At 36.6% G+C, this 25,796-nt stretch carries 24 protein-coding genes and 1 tRNA gene; 6 read left to right on the forward strand and 19 right to left on the reverse strand.

Annotated features, from left to right (window positions below; translation table 11 throughout):
* Positions 1-72: 72 nt before the first annotated feature.
* From HNP38_RS11455 to HNP38_RS11530, 16 genes are all read right to left on the reverse strand, one after another.
* On the reverse strand, positions 73-225 hold the full coding sequence (locus HNP38_RS11455; RefSeq protein ID WP_184189601.1) for a hypothetical protein: 153 nt from the start codon (positions 223-225) through the stop codon (positions 73-75).
* A 106-nt stretch (positions 226-331) separates the two neighbouring features.
* Positions 332-2,293: a hypothetical protein gene (locus HNP38_RS11460; protein ID WP_184189603.1), complete on the reverse strand. Its 1,962-nt coding sequence runs from the start codon at positions 2,291-2,293 to the stop codon at positions 332-334.
* Between the two features lies 1 nt (position 2,294).
* The gene (locus tag HNP38_RS11465) at positions 2,295-2,846 is read right to left on the reverse strand and encodes an LptE family protein (RefSeq protein ID WP_184189605.1); all 552 of its coding nucleotides are present in this window, start codon (positions 2,844-2,846) and stop codon (positions 2,295-2,297) included.
* On the reverse strand, positions 2,836-3,528 hold the full coding sequence (locus HNP38_RS11470) for a hypothetical protein (protein ID WP_184189607.1): 693 nt from the start codon (positions 3,526-3,528) through the stop codon (positions 2,836-2,838). Before HNP38_RS11470 ends, HNP38_RS11465 begins: the two co-directional genes overlap by 11 nt.
* 6 nt (positions 3,529-3,534) lie before the next feature.
* The gene (locus HNP38_RS11475; RefSeq protein WP_184189609.1) at positions 3,535-4,815 is read right to left on the reverse strand and encodes a sigma-54 interaction domain-containing protein; all 1,281 of its coding nucleotides are present in this window, start codon (positions 4,813-4,815) and stop codon (positions 3,535-3,537) included.
* Between the two features lie 33 nt (positions 4,816-4,848).
* Entirely contained in the window at positions 4,849-5,649 is an 801-nt protein-coding gene (locus HNP38_RS11480; protein WP_184189611.1) for a tetratricopeptide repeat protein, read from the reverse strand.
* Complete coding sequence (locus HNP38_RS11485) at positions 5,621-6,130, reverse strand: hypothetical protein (RefSeq protein ID WP_184189613.1); 510 nt, start codon at positions 6,128-6,130, stop codon at positions 5,621-5,623. The genes HNP38_RS11480 and HNP38_RS11485 overlap by 29 nt, the downstream gene beginning before the upstream one ends.
* Before the next feature lie 2 nt (positions 6,131-6,132).
* Complete coding sequence (gene miaB, locus HNP38_RS11490) at positions 6,133-7,572, reverse strand: tRNA (N6-isopentenyl adenosine(37)-C2)-methylthiotransferase MiaB (protein ID WP_184189615.1); 1,440 nt, start codon at positions 7,570-7,572, stop codon at positions 6,133-6,135.
* Positions 7,573-7,667: 95 nt separating this feature from the next.
* Positions 7,668-8,396: a hypothetical protein gene (locus tag HNP38_RS11495; RefSeq protein ID WP_184189617.1), complete on the reverse strand. Its 729-nt coding sequence runs from the start codon at positions 8,394-8,396 to the stop codon at positions 7,668-7,670.
* The gene (locus HNP38_RS11500) at positions 8,389-8,793 is read right to left on the reverse strand and encodes a hypothetical protein (RefSeq protein WP_184189619.1); all 405 of its coding nucleotides are present in this window, start codon (positions 8,791-8,793) and stop codon (positions 8,389-8,391) included. Before HNP38_RS11500 ends, HNP38_RS11495 begins: the two co-directional genes overlap by 8 nt.
* Positions 8,794-8,795: 2 nt before the next feature.
* On the reverse strand, positions 8,796-9,278 hold the full coding sequence (locus HNP38_RS11505) for an energy transducer TonB (protein WP_184189621.1): 483 nt from the start codon (positions 9,276-9,278) through the stop codon (positions 8,796-8,798).
* A gap of 201 nt (positions 9,279-9,479) precedes the next feature.
* On the reverse strand, positions 9,480-10,679 hold the full coding sequence (gene lysA / locus HNP38_RS11510) for a diaminopimelate decarboxylase (RefSeq protein ID WP_184189623.1): 1,200 nt from the start codon (positions 10,677-10,679) through the stop codon (positions 9,480-9,482).
* Between the two features lie 123 nt (positions 10,680-10,802).
* The gene (locus tag HNP38_RS11515) at positions 10,803-11,483 is read right to left on the reverse strand and encodes a hypothetical protein (protein WP_184189625.1); all 681 of its coding nucleotides are present in this window, start codon (positions 11,481-11,483) and stop codon (positions 10,803-10,805) included.
* A 150-nt stretch (positions 11,484-11,633) separates the two neighbouring features.
* The gene (locus tag HNP38_RS11520) at positions 11,634-12,857 is read right to left on the reverse strand and encodes a PolC-type DNA polymerase III (protein ID WP_184189627.1); all 1,224 of its coding nucleotides are present in this window, start codon (positions 12,855-12,857) and stop codon (positions 11,634-11,636) included.
* Positions 12,858-12,872: 15 nt separating this feature from the next.
* Positions 12,873-13,223, reverse strand: a complete 351-nt coding sequence (locus tag HNP38_RS11525; protein WP_184189629.1) for a hypothetical protein — start codon at positions 13,221-13,223, stop codon at positions 12,873-12,875.
* Positions 13,224-13,256: 33 nt separating this feature from the next.
* Positions 13,257-14,783: a helicase HerA-like domain-containing protein gene (locus HNP38_RS11530; RefSeq protein ID WP_184189631.1), complete on the reverse strand. Its 1,527-nt coding sequence runs from the start codon at positions 14,781-14,783 to the stop codon at positions 13,257-13,259.
* A 393-nt stretch (positions 14,784-15,176) separates the two neighbouring features.
* Between HNP38_RS11530 and HNP38_RS11535 the strand changes: the two genes are divergently transcribed.
* Both HNP38_RS11535 and HNP38_RS11540 read left to right on the forward strand, forming a co-directional pair.
* Positions 15,177-16,586 (forward strand): MBL fold metallo-hydrolase, encoded by a 1,410-nt coding sequence (locus tag HNP38_RS11535; protein WP_184189632.1) that lies wholly within the window; start codon positions 15,177-15,179, stop codon positions 16,584-16,586.
* A 146-nt stretch (positions 16,587-16,732) separates the two neighbouring features.
* Complete coding sequence (locus HNP38_RS11540) at positions 16,733-17,032, forward strand: thioredoxin family protein (protein ID WP_184189633.1); 300 nt, start codon at positions 16,733-16,735, stop codon at positions 17,030-17,032.
* Positions 17,033-17,228: 196 nt separating this feature from the next.
* Here the strand turns inward: HNP38_RS11540 and HNP38_RS11545 are convergent, their stop codons facing one another.
* On the reverse strand, positions 17,229-17,987 hold the full coding sequence (locus HNP38_RS11545; RefSeq protein ID WP_184189634.1) for a nitrilase-related carbon-nitrogen hydrolase: 759 nt from the start codon (positions 17,985-17,987) through the stop codon (positions 17,229-17,231).
* Between the two features lie 104 nt (positions 17,988-18,091).
* Here HNP38_RS11545 and HNP38_RS11550 point away from each other — a divergent pair, with 104 nt between their 5' ends.
* The 3 genes from HNP38_RS11550 (at position 18,092) to HNP38_RS11560 (ending at position 20,275) form a co-directional block, all read left to right on the forward strand.
* The gene (locus HNP38_RS11550) at positions 18,092-18,532 is read left to right on the forward strand and encodes a DUF6646 family protein (protein ID WP_184189635.1); all 441 of its coding nucleotides are present in this window, start codon (positions 18,092-18,094) and stop codon (positions 18,530-18,532) included.
* Positions 18,533-18,635: 103 nt separating this feature from the next.
* Positions 18,636-20,117 carry an RIP metalloprotease RseP gene (rseP, locus tag HNP38_RS11555; RefSeq protein WP_184189636.1) on the forward strand — a complete coding sequence of 494 codons (1,482 nt, stop codon included), beginning with the start codon at positions 18,636-18,638 and terminating at the stop codon, positions 20,115-20,117.
* Between the two features lie 81 nt (positions 20,118-20,198).
* Positions 20,199-20,275, forward strand: a tRNA-Asn gene (locus HNP38_RS11560).
* 340 nt (positions 20,276-20,615) lie between these two features.
* Here the strand turns inward: HNP38_RS11560 and HNP38_RS11565 are convergent.
* Together HNP38_RS11565 and HNP38_RS11570 are read right to left on the reverse strand one after the other, a co-directional pair.
* A complete protein-coding gene (locus HNP38_RS11565) occupies positions 20,616-23,414 on the reverse strand; it encodes an ATP-binding protein (RefSeq protein WP_184189638.1) in 2,799 nt (932 codons plus the stop codon).
* Positions 23,415-23,706: 292 nt separating this feature from the next.
* On the reverse strand, positions 23,707-24,003 hold the full coding sequence (locus HNP38_RS11570) for a hypothetical protein (RefSeq protein WP_184189640.1): 297 nt from the start codon (positions 24,001-24,003) through the stop codon (positions 23,707-23,709).
* Between the two features lie 1,418 nt (positions 24,004-25,421).
* Between HNP38_RS11570 and HNP38_RS11575 the strand changes: the two genes are divergently transcribed.
* Positions 25,422-25,772, forward strand: a complete 351-nt coding sequence (locus tag HNP38_RS11575; RefSeq protein ID WP_184189642.1) for a hypothetical protein — start codon at positions 25,422-25,424, stop codon at positions 25,770-25,772.
* Positions 25,773-25,796: the final 24 nt, after the last annotated feature.

A 25,796-nucleotide genomic window follows, 5' to 3' on the forward strand; every position in this document is an offset into this window, starting at 1 on the left:
CCCGGCCGAAGGCCGGGATCATTGTTTTATAATTAGAATTTATAAATTCATATTGAATGAATATATAGAAATTTATTTATGCTTTTGAGCAAACTCAGACGGCGTTAAATATTTAGTATCTAAAACTCTATTAATTTTAAATGAAATTAATAATGTTGTTACAAAAATAGCCAATCCGCATAAGAACAGAGGTACCATTTTTTTTAGATTTAATGTCTTTTTCATACTTATATTTTTAGCAGTTTTTACAAATTCTTTCTGAACACAATTATAGTAATCATTCATATCTTGGGGAAACCTAATTATTGTTTCAACATTTTAGAAGTCACAATTAATTTTTACCACGAATATCTTTTATTTCCTGAATTTTCGCTTCAAAATATGCTTTCTTATCAGGATGTTTATCCGCCAGTATCTGAAAGGCATTCATCGCCTTGGTATACAATTTTTGTTCAAAATATAAATTCGCCAAAGTTTCCGTCATCAAATGGGAAATATCTCCTGTTTTTTCTTTCACCACATAACTGCTTTCTTCTTTCAGTTGGGATATTTTTGGATTATTTTCAATAAAAGAATCGATAGTTTTTGCTTTGCTTTCAACTTTTGTTTTTTCAGTTTCCTGAGTTCTGTCGATTTTCAGCCAGCTCTGCCAGGTATTAATAAATCCGGGAACATTGCTTTCTTCTGTAGTAAGTGAAACTGCAGCTTCTTCTGCAGGAGTTTCTTTAATTTCTTCTTTAGGTTCATTGATCGTCCATCCTGAATTAAAGAAAGAGACATTCATTATCGGTACTTCCTGCTGCTTTTTCTGCATTTCATCAATTTTCGAAACTTCCTGACCGGCTTTAAGATCTTCTGCTTCCAGTTCTTCTGATCTATCTTCAATCGGCTCAGACAGCTCTTCTATGGACGGCAGGGCCTGATCCTGAGTTTCCGGCATAATATCTGCTTTTGGCTGAGTGATTTCAGTTGGCTTATTGATCAGAGAATCCGGGATGTGGGACTCCAGGCTCATAGGTTTCCAGGAACTTTTTACTTCTTCCCTGATTTCCACCAAAGGCTCACTTTCTTCTTTTGTTATTATTTCTGATGGGTTTTCAAGCTCTAATTCCTCTTTCAACCGGGTTTGTTCACCTTTTTCTTCTTTGTTTTCGGAAGATGCGGCATGGAAAGCCTGTGTTTCTGCAAAATTGATATCATGGCTGTGAATTTCCGGTTCCTCTTCTTTCTTTTCAGGGGAAGCTTCTTTTTTAGCCTTCATTTTTTTCTCCACTTCTTCGATCAAACGCCTCATTTCTTCTTCATGCTTGTTGACATTGGATTTAGGTGCTTCTGTCTTTGTTTCTTCACCAGAGTTGGAGGATTGTATAGTCACCTCCGGCAGGAACGAGTCCAATCCATGAAAGCTCAGTTCATGATCATCACGGACAGATTTTTTTTCTTTTTCCGAGCTGATCTCTTCTTCATTAATAATTGTTTCAGGTGTAAAATCAGCTACTCTTTCAGATTTGTCCGGGTTTTCAGCAATGCTTTTTATCTCTCCGACACCTGCCTGAATATTTACTTCGGGAAGGAATTCTGCCGTTTCATGGAAGCTTAATTCCAAATCATCATTAATAACTTCGTCTTTATCTTTTTCAGAGGAAGTTTTTTCTTCTTCTATAATGACTTCAGGAGTAAATGAAGCTATATCTTCAGCATCTTTTAACTCTTTTTCCTCTGAAACCAGTTCAGGCTGCTTAACTGATTCTGATCTTTGGGTAACTATAATTCCGGATTCTAAAGTAGATTCGAGGTCAATTGTTTCCTGATGTTCATCCTCAAGGAAGTTTTCCTCACCTTCAAACAGGATCCTGTTTCTTTCTCCGTTGATATAAACGTGATTAACTTCCGGATGAGGCTGGGCTAAAAGACAGGCTGAGTCTTCAACCTGAGTCTTTTCCGATTCCGGCTTAATTTCTGTTTTTTCTTCTATTTTATTTTGAAGAGCTTCTGTTTCCTGTATAGGCTCAACAATTTCTTCTTTCTTTTCTACGATGATCTCAGGCTTCGGTTTTTGCTGAATTTTACCGTTGATCAATTGGTACAGGATCTTTTTATCGGTTGTATAGGCTGCGGTTACAGAAAGCTCTTTCTGATAATTGTCTCTATCATAAAGATGTACTCCATACAGGTGCAGCGCCCTGATATTCTGAATGTAGGGAAAGGAACTGATCTCCTCTTGCAGAAGCGTCATATCTTCTGACCGGATATTTTTAGGGTCTTTTAATAATTCTAAAACTCGGGGATTCATCTTACCAATTCGCTACAATATCGTTAAATATTTTGTTAATGATTCTTTCTGTTACAATTTTCACCTGGGATGCTTCTATATCGCTCTGGGATAAATTGCTGTTAAAAACGGCTTCATCTGAATAGGTCCTGTCAAAACTTACATCAGGATGTACCTTGTTCTCATAATGAACTTTTACGGTGATCGTAAGCTTGTTCTGGGAGTCCTGAATAACTCCTCCTACGGAGGTAGACTGTGTGTTGGAACTGATGGTGGTAGGCGATATGGAATAGTCCGTAATTTCCCCCTCAACCAGGATATCCGGGCTTTCTTTGGTTCCTTTTAATGTAGTCCTCTGGAGGAATCTGTTTTGAATATCCGTGGAAAACTGCTGGGACAGGGTAGGGTTTACCAATGCCGCATTATTGGGAAATTCATTGATCTGTATCGTCTTTTCATCTGTGAGAGATGATCCGGTAAAACTGTAGCAGGAATTCAAAAACCCAAGGCAGAGAAGTAGAAGCCCAACTATTATGGGTTGTTTTACAGACCTGTTTTTAATTTTAAAATTCATTTTTCAATCCGATTTCTTTGATTTCGTCATGTTCTATCTGCTGAATGGCATCTTCAAAAGCAAAATAATGCGTGGTATACATATAAGGCAGGGTAATCAGCAAACCTATTCCACAAAGTATGACTCCCAATTGAGACAGAAAGCTGACTACAATACTAAAAAGAAAAATAGATAATAAATTATCTCTGGTCATTATCTTAGACATATTCCAGGCTGTTTTTATATCTTTCACTCCTCCGAGAGAGATGAGTGCCGGAATATAAAACGCCTTTAATGCAATAACAAAGATGGCCACAATGACTAAAAGCATATATAAAAATAAAAATATGGAGAAAACAGGTGAAGGCTCTTCTCCCCCGCCCATAAACGGAGCTACAAAAAGCATTGGGATATATATGGCAAGTACGACTCCAATAATGATCAACTGGTAAATAATATAGGCCCCAAAATCATCAAAATTGAAAATATCAGACGGGTTTGCAGGAAGCCCTCTGTTCACATTCCGGCAGTATTTGTAGAAATTCCCAATCGCCATCATTCCGCAAAACGGAATAATAGATAATATGATGCAAAAAACAAGAGCCAATATAAAGTTTCCAAAATCTTTCTTTAAAAGCTCGTATCCTTTGTTCAGGTATTCATTAAATTTAAAATTAATCGGTTTTGCTGTTGCTTTTGTCATTTTAGTTTATTCTTCGAGGTTATATTGTTTTATTTTTCTGTATAATGTCCTTTGTGAGATTCCTAATTCGTCAGCCGCCTTATTCCTGCGTCCTTTGTGCTTTTCCAATGCTTTGATTATCAAATCTTTTTCATTATTCTGTAAAGATAATGATTCCGGCCTGTTTTCTTCCACTTCAATATCTTCAATATCCTCATAAGTATCTTCTGGATTTGAAATGATAGTCGGGGTCTGAACTTTGTTATTATCTTCAAAATATAATAAGGATCCTGAATTTACAGCCTGCTGTGGTTCAGGAGTATAGATCCTGTTGATCAGATTTTTCTCATGATTGCTCAGATCTGCAGCTCCCCTGTTCTTTATCAGCTCCGAAGTTAAGGATTTTAAATCATTAATATCGCTCCGCATATCAAAGAGTATCTTGTACATGATCTCTCTTTCGCTTCCGAAATCGGTTTGCTTCTGGGCATTCGGAGTATTGACCACCATGGGAAGGTGGGTTTCCATCGGAATGTATTCCGCAAGCTTTTCTATAGTGATATTCCTGTTTCTTTCTACTACCGTCATTTGCTCTACCAGGTTCCTCAACTGCCGGATATTTCCCGGGAAGGTATAGTTTTCTATATAATGAACAGCACCCGGATCCAGTTCCAGCTCAGGCATCCTGTATTTCTCGGCAAAATCTATCGCAAATTTCCTGAACAGCAGATGAATATCTCCTTTCCTTTCTCTTAAAGGCGGCATATCGATCTGCACAGTATTCAGACGGTAATATAAGTCTTCCCGAAATCTTCCGTCATGAATGGCCTTCATCATATTCACATTGGTGGCAGCCACAATCCTTACATTGGTTTTCTGCACCTGTGAGGAACCTACTTTCATAAATTCCCCGCTTTCCAGTACTCTTAAAAGACGTACCTGGGTCTGCAGGGGAAGCTCTCCCACCTCATCCAGGAAAATGGTTCCTCCATCGGCCACTTCAAAATATCCTTTTCTGGTAGCCGTAGCTCCTGTGAATGCTCCTTTTTCGTGCCCGAATAATTCAGAATCGATGGTTCCTTCCGGAATAGCTCCGCAGTTCACGACAATATAGGGCTGATGTTTTCTTTTGGATTCCGAATGAATGATCTTAGGGATAAATTCTTTACCTACTCCACTTTCCCCGATCACTAACACAGAAATATCTGTAGGAGCCACCTGGATCGCTTTCTCCAAAGCACGGTTCAATGCGGGAAAATTTCCGATTATTCCGAAGCGGTTTTTTATATTTTGTAACTCGTTACTCATAAGTAAAATTTAAGATTATTGGTTTAAAATATTCTACAGTTCTTCAATTTGCTTCCTGTAGACTTTGTTAAAGTGATGAGTATAGCCGTCTTTCATGCTTTTACCCTCATCATAGGTCTTTAAGGCCAGTTTTTTTAAATCCAGATAATCTTTGTTCCTGATTTTTGAAACTTTACTTTTAAAATATATATTTTCGGCATAATCATAAACTTTGCTCTGTTTTTCAAAGTTTTCCAATGCCTTGTCATAATTCCCCAGCTCAAAATAGGTAACGCCCAGCTGATAGTGATCATAAAGCCCCACATTATGCTGCGGATCTTTTAATTGTTTTTCAATGATCTCAACGGCTTTCTGCTTTTGGTTTAAAGCACTGTAACAAAGAGCTTTTGCAATATGAAGTTCATAATCCCCGTTTGCAGAATATCCCAGATATCCTTTCGGAAAATGTTTTTCCAATTCTTCAATATCCTGAATGGCTCCCTGATAATCCCTCAAAAACTGATATCTGCACCAGCCTCTATATCCTAAATGTCGTGTAGGATTTAAGGCTACCGCTTTATTCATGAGCAGCATCCAGCTGGCAAAATCTCCTCTTTTTAAATAAGGAACTGCTTTTTCGCTATAGATCTGATCAAAACCCGGGCAAAGCTCCAGACCCTTGTCAAATTCTTCCTGAGATTCCCGAAATCCCTGATAATCGGAGGCACTGTTATAGATCTCACAGGCTTTTTTACAATTTTCCCCTTCTACGGCATTACAGTTGATCTGTGCGGGAATATGATTGTAAAGTATTACCAATAAAACGCTAAGGCAGTATTTCTGAAACTTTTCCATCTACTATTTTATAGGTTAGGTATTGATAATAATCTATTTTTTTTCCTTTTATTTCTTTCGGAATCCAGCCATCCAGAGATTTTGTGAAAGTAAGAAGCTTGTTTTTTAATTCATTATCAAGAACTGTTTCCTGATAATCGTTATTGATCTGCTTTACTCTGAATAATCCTGTTTTGGCTTCACAATTCACCAGAAACCTGACGGTTATATAGCCATTTGTTTTTTTATCCGAATAGATGTCTGACTTCGCCAGTTTTTCAATGATCGCTATTTTTTCGCCTCTATACTGAAAGCCATTGGAGTCATTATAATACTGGTATCTGTACTGATCTTCGGGAATGCATCTTTTAAAATTGGCATCATCGATCTTTTCGTCAAATTTAATGTCTCCGACCTGTGCAGGATATTTCCGCACTGGTTTTTCGCTTTGGCAGGAAGCTAACGAAGAGGCCAATATTAGAATATAAAAGATTTTTCCCATTCTTATTTTTCAACTGTTTCCCCTAAAAGTGTGCCTTGGGTATTATCGAAGACAAAAACGTCCACAATGTCACCAATTTTCTGATGATCCAGCTTATCAAATACACAAACTGCATTCTGGGAGTTTCTTCCCTTCCACTGGTTTTCATTCTTTTTAGAGGTTCCTTCTATGAGAATCTGATGTACTCTTCCTACGTAAGACTTCATGCGTTTTCTGGAAAGCTCTCCTTGTAAGGCGATCACTTCTGCAAGACGTCTTTGCTTGATGTCTGCCGGAACGTTGTCTTCCATTTTTTTATGGGCCGGTGTTCCCGGTCTTTCAGAGTAGGCAAACATATAACCATAGTCATATTCCACTTCTCTCATCAGGCTTAAGGTGTCCCGATGATCTTCTTCGGTCTCATTACAGAAACCAATGATCATATCCTGCGAAAAGGCAATGTCCGGAACTATTTCTTTGGCTTTTTCGATTAAATCCAGATATTCTTCACGGGTATGCTGCCTGTTCATCGCTTCCAGCATATTATTGCTTCCACTTTGAACGGGAAGGTGAACATATTTGCAGATATTCTCATGCCTTGCTATCATTCTGAATACATCAAGGCTCATATCCTGAGGATTGGATGTTGAAAATCTTATCCGCATTTCAGGAACTGCTTTCGCAACCTGATCAAGCAGCTGAGCAAAGTTAACTGCCGTAGCTTTCTGCATTTCGGAAGCCTTTACAAAATCTTTTTTAGGGCCACCGCCATACCAAAGATAAGAATCTACATTCTGGCCTAAAAGTGTGATTTCTTTATATCCGTTATTCCAGAGGTCTTTGCATTCTTCAATAATGGAATGGGGGTCCCTGCTCCTTTCTCTTCCTCTTGTAAAAGGAACTACACAGAATGTGCACATATTATCACAGCCTCTCGTAATGGTAACAAAGGCTGTAACCCCATTTCCTCCTAAACGAACCGGATTGATGTCTGCGTAAGTCTCTTCTTTGGAAAGGATCACATTGATAGCATCTCTTCCGTCCTCCGTTTCTTTTAAAAGGTTGGGTAAATCTCTGTAAGCATCCGGACCGACAACGAGGTCCACCAACTGTTCTTCTTCCAGGAATTTGGTTTTCAGCCTTTCTGCCATACATCCCAAAACTCCAACGGTCATATTAGGTTTTTCTTTCTTGAGGTTTTTAAATTGGGAAAGACGCATTCTTACGGTCTGTTCCGCTTTTTCACGGATAGAACAGGTATTAAGAAGGATAAGGTCTGCCTCTTCTGCTTTCAGGGTGGTGTTATATCCCTGCTCATTAAGGATGGATGCAACAATTTCGGAGTCAGAAAAGTTCATCTGGCAACCGTAGCTTTCTAAAAACAATTTTTTAGAATTGCCTGCTTTTTCGGCAATGGCAAATGCTTCTCCCTGTTTTGTTTCGTCTATATATTTTTCCTGCACTTTTGTAGAAGTTAGATATTAGAAATCAGAGGTTAGTCTAATTCTAAAATAGATTAGTTTGCAAAGATACAAAATCTTGTGACAGAATGGCAGAACTATCTTTCGTAAAAGTTGATCGAGAAGATGACCGGAAACGCTATTCTTTGCCTAATCGGAATATTAGAATATAAAGCCGGCTTCCAGGCTTTCTTTAATCTTGAGAGCGTTCGCATAAAATCTATATTAAATTTTCTATCATCTATTGCAGGATAAATCCTTGGATTGGTAATATGTCCATCCTTATTGATATAAAATTCTAAATTAATATCCCCGTTAATATGATAATCTGTAAAAAGGCTCATAAAATTATCATGAAACTCTTTTTCAAATGCCTTATATCCTTCGGGATACTGAGCAGGAATCACAAAATTGCCAGCGTCATATTTTTCTTTATAGTTACTCATTATATCTTTTGAATAGAATATAAATTCAGTAATTGCTCCTATTTTCTGGTTTTTAACTTCTGCCGGCTTCCAATGTTTAAGATTTTTTATTATCTCCAGGGATAAATCATATGCACACTTATTCTTTTTTATATCTGCCGTATCACTATCTTTTATTAGCTTAACAGCGCCTTCTTTTGTAATTAAAATCCTTGGCTGATAAATTTCCCTGCTATCACACTCTTTAAATTTATTATTAGTGAGATAGTCATGAGCATCTTTATAGAAGTTAATCATTCCTCCATCGTAAAAATCCTGATTTTTAGGATACTCATCCAAGGTTTGTGACGGCATTAGAGAAATTGCTATTGAACAAAATAAAATTAGGATTTTCTTAATCATGGTCAAAATGGTCTGTTGTAAAATTAATTTTAATTACTTTTTTGGAAACAACAGGCTTTCCTTCTTTTATTGCCGGTTTCCATTTTTTCTTTATCCTGCTGATCGCAAACCGCATATCATCTATAAACATTTCACTGTTTTTCACTTTAGGCAAAACATCCAGTTTACTGATCTTACCATCGGCACCTATATCAAAAACGAATACAAATTGACCATTAACTGCATACTTGCCCAGATCAATATAGGCATGGATCATTTTTAACAGTTCCTTGGAAAATGCCGAATCCCCTCCCGAGAACTCTGCGTTTTGGGTAAAGACCACGTTTTGATCATGAGATTCCTGAGCTACTCCTTTAAAACCAAATAACAATAATAAAATGATAAAATATTTTCCCATCACTACAAATCTGCAGATAAGGATGAGAAATTCATCTTCAGTTTCATCTCTGATTTTACCGGCTGACCATTGCACATGGCGGGAGTCCAGCTCTTTTTAATTCTTCTTACTACATACTGCATATCGTCAAAAAAAACTTCACTGTTCAATACTTCCGGAGAACCTTCAATATCTGTTACCTTACCTGTGGCATCAATGGTCAGGGTGAAGGTAAACTCACCGTTCAGCGTATAAAAGTCCGAATTAAGGTAAGTGTACATATATTTTGTAAGGATCGCCTTATAAGACGCAGCCCCGCCTTCAAAACCTGCCGGTTTAAAATCGTTACAGTTTTTTACAGCGACCTGTAAAAAGGGCTCCTGTATATTTATTTTCAGAAGGTTTTTATTATTCTCTATAATAAACGAGTCATCCCTGTCTTCCAGATCCTGAGCAAACGAAAAATTGGCTATAAAAAGGCCGATGAATAATGCTATTGTTTTCATAAGTCCGTTTATTTATGGGTTATGATACAAAATTACATATTTACCAAAAGAAAACTTCACACAAATGTGTGAAGTTTTCTTTTATAATGATCAGACTTTTAAATTATCTTGATGCCTGAGACGACGCAAACGGATCCCTGGCCATGAAAGCACTTCTCCTGTATGAAACCGGCAGATCTCTGAAAAATTTTTAATCAAAAATTACAATACTTCGATCTGATTTTTTAATAAGTCTTCAAATTCTTCTCTTTTACGGATCAGGTGAGCTTTTCCGTCCACAAATAATACTTCGGCAGGCTTTAATCTTGAGTTAAAGTTGGAGCTCATTTCAAAACCGTAGGCTCCGGCGTTATGGAATGCCAGGATATCTCCTTCTCTTACTTCATTCAGCTTTCTGTCCCATGCAAAAGTATCTGTTTCACAAATATTCCCTACTACCGTATAAATTCTTTCTGCTCCTTTCGGATTAGACAGGTTTTCAATGGCATGGTACGAATCATAGAACATCGGACGGATCAGATGGTTGAATCCTGAATTAACTCCTACAAAAACGGTAGCCGTAGTCTGCTTGATCACATTCGCTTTTACTAAAAGATAGCCACATTTTCCTACCAGGAATTTTCCCGGTTCGAACCACAGTTCGAACTTTCTGCCTGTTGATTTGGCAAATTCGGACAGAACTTTTTCCACTTTCTTACCCAGCATTTTCACATCGGTTTCCATCTCACTATCCTGGTAAGGGATCTTGAAACCGCTTCCCATATCAAGGTATTTCAGATTCGGGAAATGCTCGGAAAGTTCCAACATGATCTCTAATGACTGTAAGAAGACTCCAGGGTCTTTGATCTCACTTCCGGTATGCATGTGAAGTCCTTCAACATTAAGGTTGGTACTCTTCATTACTCTTTCAATGTGACGAAGCTGATGAATGGAAATTCCAAATTTACTGTCAATATGCCCTGTGGAAATTTTATAGTTTCCGCCTGCAAAAATGTGCGGATTGATTCTCACAAAAATAGGATAGGAATTCCCGAATTTGTTCCCAAACTGCTCAAGGATAGAAATGTTATCAATATTGATATGTACCTCGTGCTGCATGGCTTCTTCTATTTCCGCCAGATCAACACAGTTGGGAGTAAATAATATTTTTTCTTTAGGAAATCCTGCTTTCAGGCCAAGTTTAACTTCACTAATTGATACACAATCCAAAGAAGCACCCAGATTCTTGACATATTTCAGGATGTTGATATTAGTCAAAGCCTTTGCGGCATAAAAGAACTTGGTGTGTTTTAAAAAAGAAGATGTAAGTTTCTCGTATTGAGTTTTAATAGATTCTGCGTCGTAAACATACACCGGCGTGCCATATTCTCTGGCAATCTGTAACAAATCTTTTGAATTCATAATTAATAGGTAAACTTCTTTTTTGTTATTAAGAAAGTACAAAGGTAATGAATCGTGAACTTATTTCAGTAACGGATGCTTCAAAGGCTCGGTTCATCCGGAAAATCACATCCTACGTTTATATCAATCCAGTTTGGTTATCTTAAGGTCGGTAAAATGTCCCAGGGTACCGGGGCCAACCCAAAGCCCGATGCTTCCACACAGATTCCCGCCCTGTTTCAGATCATTAACAATTAATACAGGCTGGCAAGCACCATTGACATACAGTTTTGCGGTTTCATCTTTTACCTCTATTTTCACCCTGATCCATTCTGCGGGCACCATATCTGCATATGCTTCATATTTTTCCGGTGTTTCTTTCCGCAGTTTTTCCCATGGATAACCCGGCCAGGAAATATATTGGGTAGAATGATTTCTACGCACCTGATCATTGGCACGTCCGTTAGTGGGACGCAAATAAAATACTTCCATTTTAGAAATATCTTCATCGGAAGCCACTCTGAAAGCAATACCTACAAATCCACGTGCCGTTTCACTGGCATTTGCAAGGGCCTGCCCTGAAATGGTTGCTTCAATGATACCGTTATGAAAATCAATATTTTTTAACAGGGCTAGTGTCTTCTCATTATCAGCCGGTTCCGGGATTTGTATAGCCAAAGCATTTTTTCCTTTATACTTAACTTCGGAAACGGTTACCTGATAAGGAACCACCTCTGCAGATCTCAACGGGATTTTTTGTGCTTTAGGTAATATAAACATAAGTACGCTCAATACTAAAGTCCCTAATAATTTTTTATTTACCATAGTTCCGTAATTTTATCGAATATCTAAAAAAATAAAGCTTTGATTTTCTTCTTTTTACGAGCGTTTTACATTTAAGTCTGTTAAATTTTTATTTTTGAGCTTAATTGTTTATCCTAAAAACTTCTGTGGTTAAAAAAAGCCAATACTTAATTATTTCGGCAATGGCAATGCCTCGAAATCACCCCGGAGCAGAGCTAGCTGCAATTCGTTATTGAGATCGGAAGATGACAGAGGAAGGTCTATCTTTAACTTTGAAAGCTTACTTAATGTCTGAATCTGGGTAAAAAGCTCATAAAACCCATAAGAAATGACTTTCCCATTCTCTATAATAAGGAATAACTTTTCTCCTAATTTCCTGCCCTGACCCAACCAAAGCTCATTTCTTTTCCTGAAGTCCACTTTCTTTTTAAAGGCTTCAATATCTTTAAACTCTTCCTTGGAAGTGATAAACTTGACCGCCTTTGAGCCCTGTGTAAAAGACCTGAACCTTAAAATCGGTTTTTCTGCTTTATTGAGCTTGTTCTTTTCAACAATATATTTATTATTCCTGTAATAAAGCCCGAAAGGTAACGCTTCCCTTTTCTTTACGTTCCTGGAATTCAGCATCAGTCTGGCAATAATATCTGTGCCCGTAAGTTCAAAATTGATCTGCTCGGTATTTTTTTGGATCTCTTCCCACTTTTTAGATTTGGAGTTGAAGACTTTTTTAGAAAATTTATTGATGTCCTGCACATGGTCTGAAAACACAATTTTCCCGCCTTCGTTCTGAAAGTAGACAAATCCTTTTTCGTTCGGCAGATCCTGAGTCAGTTCTTTGATCTTATTGATATACGTTTTGGCGTTGGTTTCTTCGTGCTGCTTTTGAATAATTTCGTTTTCTATGTCTTTTGAAATCAGCAATTTAAACAATTCAAGAGTCGCCCGTGCATCTCCTTCTGCCCTATGATGATTAGTCAAAGGAATTCCTAAAGATCTTACCAGTTTTCCCAGAGAATAGCTTACCTCATCCGGGATCAACTTCTGAGCTAGCGGAATGGTATCTAAAGTACTGATTTTGAAATCATAACCAAGTCGTTTAAACGACTGGCGTAACATCCTGTAATCAAAATCTATATTATGTCCGACTAAAGTAGTATTTTCGGTAATTTCGATAATCCTGCGGGCTATTTCATGGAATTTCGGAGCAGTTTTAACCATTTTAGGGGTAATACTGGTCAATTTCTGCACAAAAGGAGTAATATCGCTTTCCGGATTTACCAGTGAGATGAACTGATCGACAATTTTTTGCCCATCATACCGGTAAACAGCAATATCTATAATGCATTCTTTTCTATAACCTGCACCATTACTTTCTATATCTATTATTGAATACATTTAATTCTTCTTCCGTTATACAACTAATTTCTTGTAGTTAATTTTAATAATCCCGGCCATCAACAGCCCGAAGTACAGGGATAATGTGCTAAATACATAACCCATGCCATACGTCCATAATGGCTGTAGCTGGTTTTGCTGAATATCTTTTACATTGGAAATAAAAACTGCAAAAAGAATGTAAAGGCAGATCAAAGAGATCAGTCCTCCAAACAGCTGATACAGCCATTTCTTATTAACCAGCAGGGGCAACACCGCTAAAATAACAAAAATTATATCAAAAAAACTAAACCGGTTGTTCGCACTATCCATGATGAAGTTCAGAACAGCTAATCCTATAAAATAAAAAGAGGGTATTTTTTTCATGACTATTATTTTTAAGCCTCTGTTTAAAATCCGTTATCTCCTTCTTCCTCCCAGCCCGAACATTCCCAGAATGGCTTTGGCCCCTTCCCGCATCAAGGTATTGGTAAAGGTTCTCCCCGCTCTGCTTTTCAATACCTGCTCAAACATTCCCGGTTCTTCTTTTACGGGCCTGGTTTTCTGTGTAGGTGCCGAGTTTTGAACCGCCTGTTCCATTCTGTCCACTAACATATCGTAGGCAGATTCTTTATCCACTGCTTCTTCATACTTGGCTACCAATTCGGATCTGCCAGTCAATTCCGAAACTTCAGCATCATTCAGCACATCCATTCTGGATTCCGGAGAGATCAGGTATGTATGGACCAAAGGGGTAGGAATACCTTTTTCATCCAATGCAGTTACAAATGCTTCCCCGATTCCTAAATTCTGGATCAGCTCGGGAGCATCATAAAATTCTGTAGTAGGATAATTCTCTACTGCTTTGGTAATTTCTTTTTTATCTTTTGCCGTAAAGCCTCTTAAGGCGTGCTGTATTTTTAATCCTAATTGTGAAAGCACATTTTCAGGCACATCTCCCGGAATCTGGGTGATAAAATAGATCCCCACTCCTTTTGAACGGATAAGCTTTACCATGGTTTCAATCTGTGAAAGCAATGCTTTGGACGACTCATCAAAGATCAGGTGTGCCTCATCGATGAAAAGCACCAGTTTAGGTTTTCCGCTGTCTCCTTCTTCCGGAAACGTCATATAAATTTCTGCAAAAAGGGAAAGCATGAAGGTGGAGAACAGCTGAGGCTTATTCTGAATATCAGCAACCCTTAAAATATTTACTACCCCTTTCCCGTCCCTTGTCTGGAGCAAATCCTGAACATCGAAACTTAATTCGCCAAAGAAACCGGCCGCTCCCTGCTGCTCCAAAGCAACGATTGACCTTAAAATAGCTCCCAGTGAAGCAGGCGCAATTGAACCATAGTTCGCGGAAAGTTCGGCTTTACCCTGCGGATTGTCCGTAACATACTGCAATACTTTTTTCAGGTCGTTAAGATCGATCAGGGGCAGCCCTTTATCATCACAATATTTGAAAACAATAGACATGATGCTCTGCTGAGTGTCATTCAGTTCTAATATCTTACTCAACAGAACAGGACCGAACTCTGTAACGGTTGCTCTTAATTTGACTCCCTTGCCTCCGGAGATGCTCATTAATTCTACAGGAAAAGCCTGCGGATTATATGGCAGCTGTGTTTTTGCATATCTTTCCTCAATAATGGGATTCATGGCTCCTGCCTCCGCAATTCCTGAAAAGTCTCCTTTGATATCCAAAACCAGTGACGGTACCCCCGCATGGGAAAGCTGTTCTGCAAAAACCTGTAATGTCTTGGTTTTTCCTGTACCGGTAGCTCCGGCAATAAGGCCGTGACGGTTGATTGTTTTCAGAGGAATAGTTACATTCACTTCCGGTATTACTTCTCCTTCCAGCATCCCTTTTCCTAGTATAATATGTTCACCCTTCGGCGTGTATCTTGAATTAAGCTCTTCAATGAATTGTGTTTTGTCTGCCATTTGATTTTTTTAACCTATAAATATAAAAGTTTTTGCAAAATATTTAATCATTAAAATAATATTCTTAAACAAGTTAAGTTATTAATACTACTAAACACCACCGTATCAATACCCAGATCACCGACCAACATGAGTGAACAGGAAATAAACAACAGCAGGGCAAAAGCAAAACAGAAGAATTTTTCCTGCATAATTATTTAAAACATGATAAAAAACAGCTTCCGTATCCCACATTCTGTCAAATTGCCTTTTTTATTTGATAGCAAGCCGTTTACCGTATAATGGATTGAATAAAATTTGTGAAATTGACAGAAACTATCAGCCAGATTTAACAATTCATTTACATTTCACCTAATACTTCGTATCTTTATCTAAAATTTTAAAACAGAGCCAATGAAAGTTGAACAAATATATACAGGATGTCTCGCTCAGGGCGCCTATTATATTGTATCTGAAAATGAAGCTGTCATTATAGATCCTCTAAGGGAAGTTAAGCCTTATCTGGATCGTCTGGAAAAAGACAATGTAACTTTAAAATATATTTTTGAAACTCATTTTCATGCAGATTTTGTCTCAGGACATTTGGATTTAAGTAAAAAAACCGGTGCATCCATTGTCTATGGGCCGACTGCACAACCTGAATTTGAAGCCGTCATTGCTGAGGATCACCAGATTTTTGAGATCGGGAAGGTAAAGATCAAAGTACTACATACTCCCGGTCATACTATGGAAAGTACTACTTATCTTCTGATAGATGAAAAGGGTACAGAAACTGCAATTTTCACTGGAGATACTCTGTTCCTTGGGGATGTCGGAAGACCCGATCTGGCCCAGAAAGCAACTAATCTTACCCAGGAAGATCTTGCCGGAATTTTATACGACAGTCTTCAAAGTAAAATTATACCTCTTGATGACAGCATTACGGTGTATCCTGCCCATGGTGCAGGTTCTGCCTGTGGAAAAAATATGCAGAAAGAAACGGTAGATACACTGGGAAATCAAAAAAGAACCAATTATGCCCTCAATCAGCCAGACAAGGAGTCTTTCATAAGAGAAGTCCTTGACGGATTAACGGCACCTCCCAAATACTTCGGGATGAATGTTGCGATGAACAAAGGCGGCTATGAAAGCATTGATGTGGTAATGGACAAAGGCCTGAACCCTATTTCCGCAAAGGATTTCGAGGTGTTTGCAGAAGAAACGGGAGCTTTGGTCCTGGATACCAGAAGCCCTGTAGAATTTCATAAAGGATTTATCCCGAATTCTATTAATATAGGTTTGAAGGGTGATTTTGCCCCTTGGGTGGGTACTCTGATCGTAGATGTTAAACATCCTATATTACTGGTTTCTGACGAGGGCACTGAAGAAGAAGTGATTACACGCCTGAGCCGGGTTGGATTCGATAATGTATTAGGATATTTGGACGGTAGCTTTGAAGCATGGAAAAATTCAGGCAAAGAAACTGACGAAATCAAAAGGATCTCTCCAACTGAATTTGCCGAACAGTTTGATGAGAGCTCCAAAGTTATTGATGTAAGAAAGTTAACGGAATATTCTGCTGAGCATATTGACAATGCATACAACAAGCCATTGGATACGATCAGTGATTGGGTAGCTTCTGTTGATGACTCTGAGCATTTCTTTTTACACTGTGCCGGAGGATACAGAAGCATGATCGCCGCAAGCATCCTTAATTCACACGGAATCAGAAACTTTACTGAAATAGAAGGGGGATTCAACGGGATCAAAAAGACCGAAAAGTTTCCGACAACGGATTTTGTCTGCCAGTCGAAAACGTTATAAGAATATCTGAACCATTAAGATTGAATAAGGTGTTAAGAGTATTAAGATAGTTAGTCTGCTTTTCAACTTACAAATCAGAGTGATTGATCTTAAATAAACTTAAATTCTTAAACCATATCTTAATGGTTTAAATTGTAAATATAATTATGTCACAAAAATTTCAGGAAATCATTAATTCCGAAAGACCTGTTTTAATTGATTTTTTTGCTACCTGGTGCCAGCCGTGCAAAGTCCAGTCTTCGGTTTTAAACAGTGTGAAGGAAAACTTAGGAGAAGGCGCCCGGATCGTCAAGGTAGATGTAGACCAATATCCTGCTATTGCTGCTCAATATGGAGTTCGCGGAGTTCCTACACTGGCGGTCTTCAAAAACGGAGAACTGCTTTGGAAAGAAAGCGGCGTTCACGATGTGAATACTTTGACCCACCTTTTAAAACAATACATGTAAACTGTGATCTATTCACAGTTTTTTTATTTCTCTTTTTGAATTATTACTGTTGAACCATACAAATCGGAGACTATCTCCTTTCAGTGAGTGGATTTCGGCGAAGCTAACCTAAAAAGCGGTAAGATGCTTCCAGCATGACAAACTTTATGTTTATAGTAAGAATAACAAAAATTAAATTATACTGAGAAGAAACTGCCTAAAATTCATTTATTATTGAAAACCGGTCTCTGTCATTCAGGAACTGAAAATGATCCCTGAAATCTTTCAGTTCGGTCATATCCAATTCGGCAGTTATCATATTTCCGTTCTTTTGTGAAATTTCTGTTCCATCAGCAAAGAAGCAATGAGAACTTTCCTTGTAGAACAAATTGTTTCCATCTGTTCCTATCCTGTTTAATCCAAAAACAAAGGATAGATTTTCAATAGCCCTGGCTTTTAAGAGATGCTCCCAGGCCCCTACTCTTTTTTCCGGCCAGTTCGCCACGTACAAAATGGCATCATAATCATCATTATTCCTCGCAAAAACCGGAAAACGAAGATCATAGCAGACCTGTAACAAAAACCTGATCCCTTTATATTCTATAATCACTCTTTCTTTTCCGGGAGTATATACTTTATCTTCTCCCGAAAAGGAAAACAAATGTCTTTTATCATAAAAGACCATACTAGAGTCCGGCTGTACAAAATACATCCGGTTGTAGAATTTACCTCCTTCTTCTACGGGAGCGCTTCCACAAAATGCCGCATTTTTTTCTTTTGATATTCTTTTTAAAAATTCAATGGACTCCTGATTTCTATCGGAAACTTCGGCAGCATCCATACAGAAACCTGTAGAAAACATTTCTGGCAGCAGAAAAACATCCGCCTCCTGATCTTTAAGCTGATCTTCGATCTGTTGAAAATTCTCTATTTTATTTTTCCAGATAATATCTAAATTCAGGCCGGTAATTTTCATAAATCTTATTCAAAATCTTCCATAAAAATACGGTTTTTAATTGATTTCGGTTTCATTTTTGCTGCTCATTACTTTCGGATAATAACAGTAAAAATTTAAAATTTATGAAGAAATTAGTTTTTATGTTTATGGTGCTCTTTTGCGGAACCATAGCCAGTGCACAGGCCTGGACAGGAAAGGGGGATCAGAAAGTTCAGCTGGGGCTCAATGCCTGGGGATACGGAACAGGAGTTACGGGAACCTATGATTATGGATTAAATAAGCTTATATCTGTGGGTGCCGGAGCAAACGCCTATTTCGACGGGTATAAGGATAATGATAAGGACAACAGGGTTTTTGTTTTCGGAAGACTGAATTTCCATTTGCAGGAAGCTCTACAACTGCCTGAGAAATGGGACCTCTATCCGGGGGTGGATCTGGGAGTGCTGGGAAAGGATTTCGGGATTGGTGCCCACATTGGTGCCCGTTACTTTTTTACTGATAAAGTAGGTGTTTTTGCCGAAGTAGGGAATAACGGCAGCATTGGCGTATCATTCAATTTATAAAATAAACCTTAATATATGACAAAGCTTCTCTTTTCGGGAGGCTTTTTATTTGGCATAGTTTTGATAATTGTTACCTTTGCAAATTAAAATCTAAATTTTATTAATGGAATTAGCAATCAAGATCTTTCAATTTATATTAAGCATCTCAATCTTAGTACTTCTTCATGAGCTGGGGCACTTTTTACCCGCCAGATGGTTCAGGACAAGAGCAGAAAAATTCTTCCTGTTTTTTGATCCGTGGTTTTCTCTGTTTTCCATGAAGAAAATCAATGGGAAATGGCAGTATAAGTTTTTCTCAAAGAACCTTCCTGATACAGAAGTAATAGAAGTAAACGGAAAAAAGAAAGAAGTTGCGATCGATATATCAAAACTACCGGATACCGACTGGAGAAAACATCCCGAGCAGACCAAATACGGGATCGGATGGCTTCCTTTGGGAGGCTATGTGAAAATTGCCGGAATGGTGGATGAAAGTATGGATACCGAACAACTGAAAAAACCTGCCCAGCCTTGGGAATTCAGATCTAAACCGGCATGGCAAAGGCTGATCATCATGCTTGGAGGCGTTACCGTAAATTTCCTTCTGGCATGGCTTATTTATGGATGCCTGTCTTATTTTAACGGAGAAACTTCGTTTGATACCACAAAGGTGAATGCTCCTATGCATTATACCCATATTGCAAAAGCAATGGGCTTCCAGGATGGGGATAAAATCCTGAAGGTAGACGGAAAGGTTCAAAACAATCTGGATAAATTGTCTTTAGATGTCCTGCTAAGCGACCAGATTACCGTTTTAAGAAACGGAAAAGAGGTGACTTTCAATACAAATGATGACGGAAAAGCGCTGGCATTTAAAGATGAAAACCCGAGAGAATTCCTTACCCCAAGGTATTTCCCGATTATCGATACCATTGTCAATCCTAAAACTGCTGAAGCCGGATTAAAAGTAGGAGACCGTGTTGTTTCTGTCAACGGGCAGAAGATCAATTATTATGATGAGTTTCAGGGTATCGTAGTTAAAAATCCGGGGAAAACCCTTCAAGTAGAAGTGGCAAGAGGTGAATCTGTACTTCCGCTAAGCCTTTCTGTTTCAAAAGAAGGAACTCTTGGTATTGCCTCCTACAAGCAGTTGAAAAAATATGCCAAGACACAGCATTTCACAATAGGACAAGCTATTGGGAGAGGGTTTACAAGAAGTATTGAAAGTTTAACATATCAGGTGAAGCAGTTCAAGCTGATCTTTAATAAAAAGGTTCAGGGATATAAGAAAGTAGGCGGCCCGATCGCTATTGTGAAAAATATGCCTGTAGATAAAGCAAAAGACGGCAGTGTTTCCATCAACTGGACTGCATTCTGGAGCTTTACTGCCATGTTCTCTGTATGGCTGGCATTTTTGAACCTCATCCCTATACCAGGGCTTGATGGTGGGCATGTTCTCTTTACTTTATGGGAGATGATCACCGGAAAACCGGTTCCGCAGAAGGTTTTGGAAAATGCTCAGATGATCGGGGTTATCTTCCTGCTAGGCTTGATGTTACTGATTTTCGGAAATGATCTTGTAAAAATAGTTATGGGAAGTATGTAAGTTTTTTCAAACTTTTTAAAGAAAAAATTTGCCCGGTATAAATATTCGTCCTATATTTGCACCACTAAAAACAAAGGACATTCCTCCTTAGCTCAGTCGGTTAGAGCATCTGACTGTTAATCAGAGGGTCGCTGGTTCGAGCCCAGCAGGAGGAGCCATACTGACAAGTCGCCAATTTGGCGACTTTTTTCGTTTATAACCTTTTGATAAACAAAGAAATACCCGCTTACAAACGGGTTCGAGAAGTCCAAAATAAAATTATGGGATTTTTTAGGCATTTCTCGAACCGCCATCCTAAATCACAAATAATCAACGAGTTACAATAGTGAGTGAAAATTAGGTATTCCAGCAATATTTCACTTAATTATTTTGCTTTATTACTGCCCTGCTCTTTCTTTAAATGAAAATAAAGAATCGCCCTTATACAGCTTTAGATTCCCCATTCGAGATAGATATGATTTTCGGCAATTGTTTGTTAGTCTATAAAAATGATTTTTTTTATTTTGATTTATTTTTTTGAAATTCTATAATTTTAAACATATCTAATAAATGATTTTCTTGCTCATTTTCCAGCTTAGATTTATAAAATCCTTTGATATGCATTATTAATTTTTCATCTAACTTAGGATTAATCTCATTCTTATTTTCAAGATATTGTAAACACTTATTGTAAATATCATCTTTCGGATTAGTCCAAGAACTCTCAAAGTATTCAATGATAAATTCTCGTTTTGTTTCGTATGGTACATAGTTTATCGCATGTTCAATAATATAAACTCCATTAAGATGATCTTTCCAATCAGCACTTTTAAAAAGATCTATAGCAAATTCATCTTTCATCTGCTGTGTAGCATCATTAAATGCATTGATCGTTAATTCGTGACCATTAGAAATATTTTTCCACTCACTATTCTGTAATAATTTTTTGTAGAAAGATGTTTTTTCTTTAGTAGACACATATTGTAAACATTCTTGAATAATCCACCCATCAATGCTTGTTAAATTATCATTTAAAATTCTTTTAGCAAATTTCTTTTTTACTTCTACATCTGAATAGTAGCGAAGAGATTTTAAAACAATCATAAAATTCCAAATATCATCACGAGGCTCCTCTGATATATCTATAAATAATTCCTTCCAATTTTTATCTTCTAAAATATTGTTTGAAACAGTTCTTTGCTTTTCTTTTTGATTTGTTTGAGAAAGACAATACGAGAACAATCCACCATCCTTACTATTGCTAATACTATTATCTAATACAGAATTTATAAAACGGTATTTTACATCATGATTACTTGTATGACGTAATACTTTGATAATGAATGAGGGCTCAAATTCGGATAAATTATCTTTATTCAGTATCTCTTCAATTATGTCATTACTGATATAATCATTTTTATCAATCCAATAGAAATACATATCCCAAAATAATTCATTAAAAATCCTCTTTTCCCATAACAGTTTCCCAAGTTCGATTATGTCAGCATTATCAAGAGGATATCTTTTGTGTAAGGAAATTAGTTTATTTAAGTAAATGGTATTTCTGTTATTCTTATGAATTAATCTGTTTACAAATTTCAGTGCTTCTTCTTGATCTTTGATTAGGTTTTTCTGAGATAACATTCTGGATAAAAATAATGAAGCATCATAATCATCACCTTTTTCAGTAATAACATCCAAGAGTTCAAGTTTAATTTGAGTTCCAAACTTTTTCCACCCATCAATACTTGCTTTGCTTAGGCTTTCTGCTAAAATGTCATGATTAAATTGAAGCTGTCCCTCTTCACTTTTGTTGATGTAAAATTTCAATCTGTCCAATATTTCATCATCCGCATTCCATCGGCAAAAAACATTACTAATATCAATAATATTCTTTTCATTATAATGATCTGCGATTTTTAAAAATGTTTCATAAGAAATGGACATTTTATGTTCCATATTAATGCTTGCACAATAATGAATAGATTTAGCCAATCCCTTATATGATTCTTTCTCCTGTTTGGCAATAAATCTAAGATCACTTTCAATAATTCTCTGAAAAACCTGTTGAGGCTCTGCAAGGTTTAAAGTAGTTTTGTTAAACTCTTTCTGATCTATACGAGCCAAGATGAAAAGCAACAAGAAAAGTGAAGGCTTATGGTCATTATCCTTTTGCAATAATCTTTCCCAAGCAGGTTTCCAAGCCTGATGTTTTTCAATGATTTTTTCAATAATTTCCCTGTTATCATCTGAAGATAGGTGTAATTGAAAATCATTATTTTGATGTTCTGTGTAAGGTTTTTCTTGTGTGTTTCTATCTCCGATGACAATGCGGATTTGATCAATTTCAAGGGTTTCTTCAAGAATTTTTATCCCTAAAGCAGATTTCTCCTTATCATTAAACATTCGATACCAGTCTTCAATAATAATTAGAAAACGTTGATTATGATTTTTCTTAATTTCATTTTTAATAACAGAAAGTCCTTGCTCTTCAAATTCCCTAATTTTCAACCGTTCCAGCCATAGTACATTCAATTGTTCTTTATGAAGATCTATAGCAAGCCTTCTTAGTACAGTACTTTTTCCAGAGCCACCTGAACCATGAACAATAGCAGTAACCTTCTCATGATTCTCTTCTGTAAAGCTCCCAACAATAATATTTTTTAAATCACTGTATCCTTTTCTTATAATGTCATAACCCTGTGTAATTCCGTACCATTGGCAGTTATTCTGTTTAGCAACATAAAATTCCGGTTCTGTAAAGTGCTTGCCTGTTTTTATGGTTTCTATAAACTCTTCATCAATAATTGTAGCCCCAGCAATTTCCAATCTTTCTTCTGAAACGGAAGAATCATTTTCTTTCTGAGAATATACATCCTCTATAAATTCCTTTTTTTGTTTTATTCTTAGCTCCAAAAATTCCTTCGTAAAACATCTGAAAAACGCTCTGTATCCTCCAAAATAAAAACTATAAATTTCTATTGCCTGCTCATTATTATTTTTAGGTAAGCCGTTTTCAATATGTCTGTTTATAGATTTTTCGGTGTAAACAAGATGTTCGAGTTCTATGAGTTTAGTTTCATACGAATTTGAAAATTTCTCTCCTGCCAGATAAGACCTTAGCTGGGTGTAGTTAATTAGTTCATGAACTTTATTCTTCTGTTTGGATGAAGCTCTATCATAGCACACCTTCAATAATTCCAGCTTATCCCGCATATCTTTCGCTATAGATTTTGCACTTTCTTTAGTGCTTGTAATAAGCTCATTGAGTTTGTCTAATTTTTCTTGTTTTTGTCGTGCTAATTCATCTTTCCGCATGGATTATCTGTGTTTTTAAGGTGTAGAACTTTATAAAATTACGATTTTTCTTATTATCTAAAAAATCCCCTTAATGATTGGGATTTTTTACTTTTTCTTTGAAAGTTTATTCTTGTTTTTTACTTAACTCAGGATTAGTTCTATGGAAAAACGAAATAGGATTATAGTCACCAATGTCATCACTATCACGATCTATTCCAATAAGGTCATCATCACAATTAATTGTTGACAGTAATCCATCTTCTGTTATTTTATAAGGAATAGAAAAGAATCTTCCTGTTAAAGTATGTAATCAAGCAATGATCATTTCTATTTCAAAACTATTTTTAGGATTATCTATAAAATCAAAATCTATATGAACCTTCTGCATAAACAGCTTATCTGCAACTGCCTGCATCAGTTCAAAATGAAAGTCATTACTTTCATCTATAGATTCAAATGCCTTGGCATCAGCTTTTTTTAAAAAATCAACATATTCAGGATTCTTTTTTAAATTTTCCAATGATCTTCCTTTGGACTCATCATCAGGATCATTATTTAAATCCTGTTCTGTAAATTTTCTATCACTTGGATCTTTTCCCGTATCCATTGAAGAAAATTCAATACCGTTTATATTGTGAATGGTTATTCCGTTTTGGTTAATCCTTTCGTTATAATTAATTTTTCTAAGACTCCATAAATTATCTCCGTGTAAAGCATTATAATGATATGCAGAAGTTTGTTCTATTTTTCTCCAAAGTGATTTGGAATTTCCAACCTCATTTTGTTCTCATTCATCGGCTTCTCATTGTTCACTCATACGGTTTCTGATATGGCGTTTAATCTTATCTAAAGAGATATATTCTCAGTTTTGGTACAATAGATGGTCTTTTTGTTCCATATCCAAAGTATCCGAATCAGAAGCAACTTGTATCCATGCAGGAAACTGACCTTTGTATTTTCTGATAACCGTATCGAAAAAATCCTGATGCTCCTGCATAAATTCCAGAAAGTCTTTTCATTCTTGTGGTGTAAGCATTTGTGCTTCATTACTAAGAATTTTATCAGCGATCTCCCTGATATGCTCCTCTTTGAATTTACTGTGTGACGCTAGATGGTTAATCAGTTTTTTACCGAAGTCACTTTGCAAACCCTCATAAGGTTGGGTAACAGCACATTGCTTGATTTCAGTATCTAAATTGACTGTATTAGGCGTTTTTGACATGGTCGGAATATATCAAAATAAAATAGATGATGGAGATAATTGTAATCATTTTTTTGTATTTGTCAAGAAAATGAAGTGTATTTATCACAATATCTTATTCTTTTTTATTCTCCTTATAGCATTTTTTCAAAGAGATAGTAACATAAAAAGAGTATCCTAAATAGGATTAAATCAATTTTCCCAAAAAAAATTGCAAAAAATTTTTGAAATCTCTTTACTCATCCTATTTCGCAAAACAGAATTTCCAAAGTCACTCAAAATTTCCTCAGATTATCTTCAAAATTTCCTCAAATTTTCAAGCTAAAATGTTGATAATCAATTAGTTATTTTGTGTATTTAATTTATTATTCTTTCCTTTGAACCAACAAAAACGAATAAAAATTCTAAAAAATCAAAAATTTAAAACCCTATCAATATGAAGCAAAAATCTCAAAATGTGCAACCCAAAACGGTTCAGGAATTTAACTCTATCATGAACCAACGACATGTCAGCTTCAACAAACTGTTGAAGGAAAATTTCACTAAAAAGCCTAATCACATAAAAAAATGAAATACGGTTTACTTCTTTATAAAGTCCATCAAAAAGGAGATGCGAAAGTCTAACTCTAAAATTTGAAAAAATTTATGAAAAAATCCAACAGAAAAGGGGTTGAAGAGCTTCAAGGAGGCGTATTGCATTCTTAAACAACACCTATCGGAACTGAGTGAAGCACAGTAGCTCATCCGAGCAGAACATTTTCAGGGGCAGGCACTGTCTGCCCCATTTTAACAACAGAATTCAATTATTTTAAAAATATAAAAAAATGAAAGCAACTATCATACTTACAGAAGGAACATTACACGGCGACCCTTTTATTTATCCCACAAAGGATCAAAAAGCACGGTTTATGTTCTCTTACGAATTTGAAAATGGTCATTACGTGATTTCAATACATAGCCATCCTAGCTATAATGGGCGAAATGATGCTTCAAATATTGCCCATTGGCTTCCTTATTACAAATCTCCCATCAACAGAAAAATCTGTTTTACCGCAGGGAAAGAACCAAAAACACTTCAAAAAGCAAAAGACTTCAGCATGTACTGGGCAGAATTAACATGGACTTATATAAGAACCGGAGTAACCATTGACGACCAACTTTTAAGCAGAAACTAAAATAACAATAAAAATTTATAAAAA

The organism is Chryseobacterium defluvii (genome assembly GCF_014204415.1).
GTDB lineage: Bacteria > Bacteroidota > Bacteroidia > Flavobacteriales > Weeksellaceae > Chryseobacterium > Chryseobacterium defluvii_A.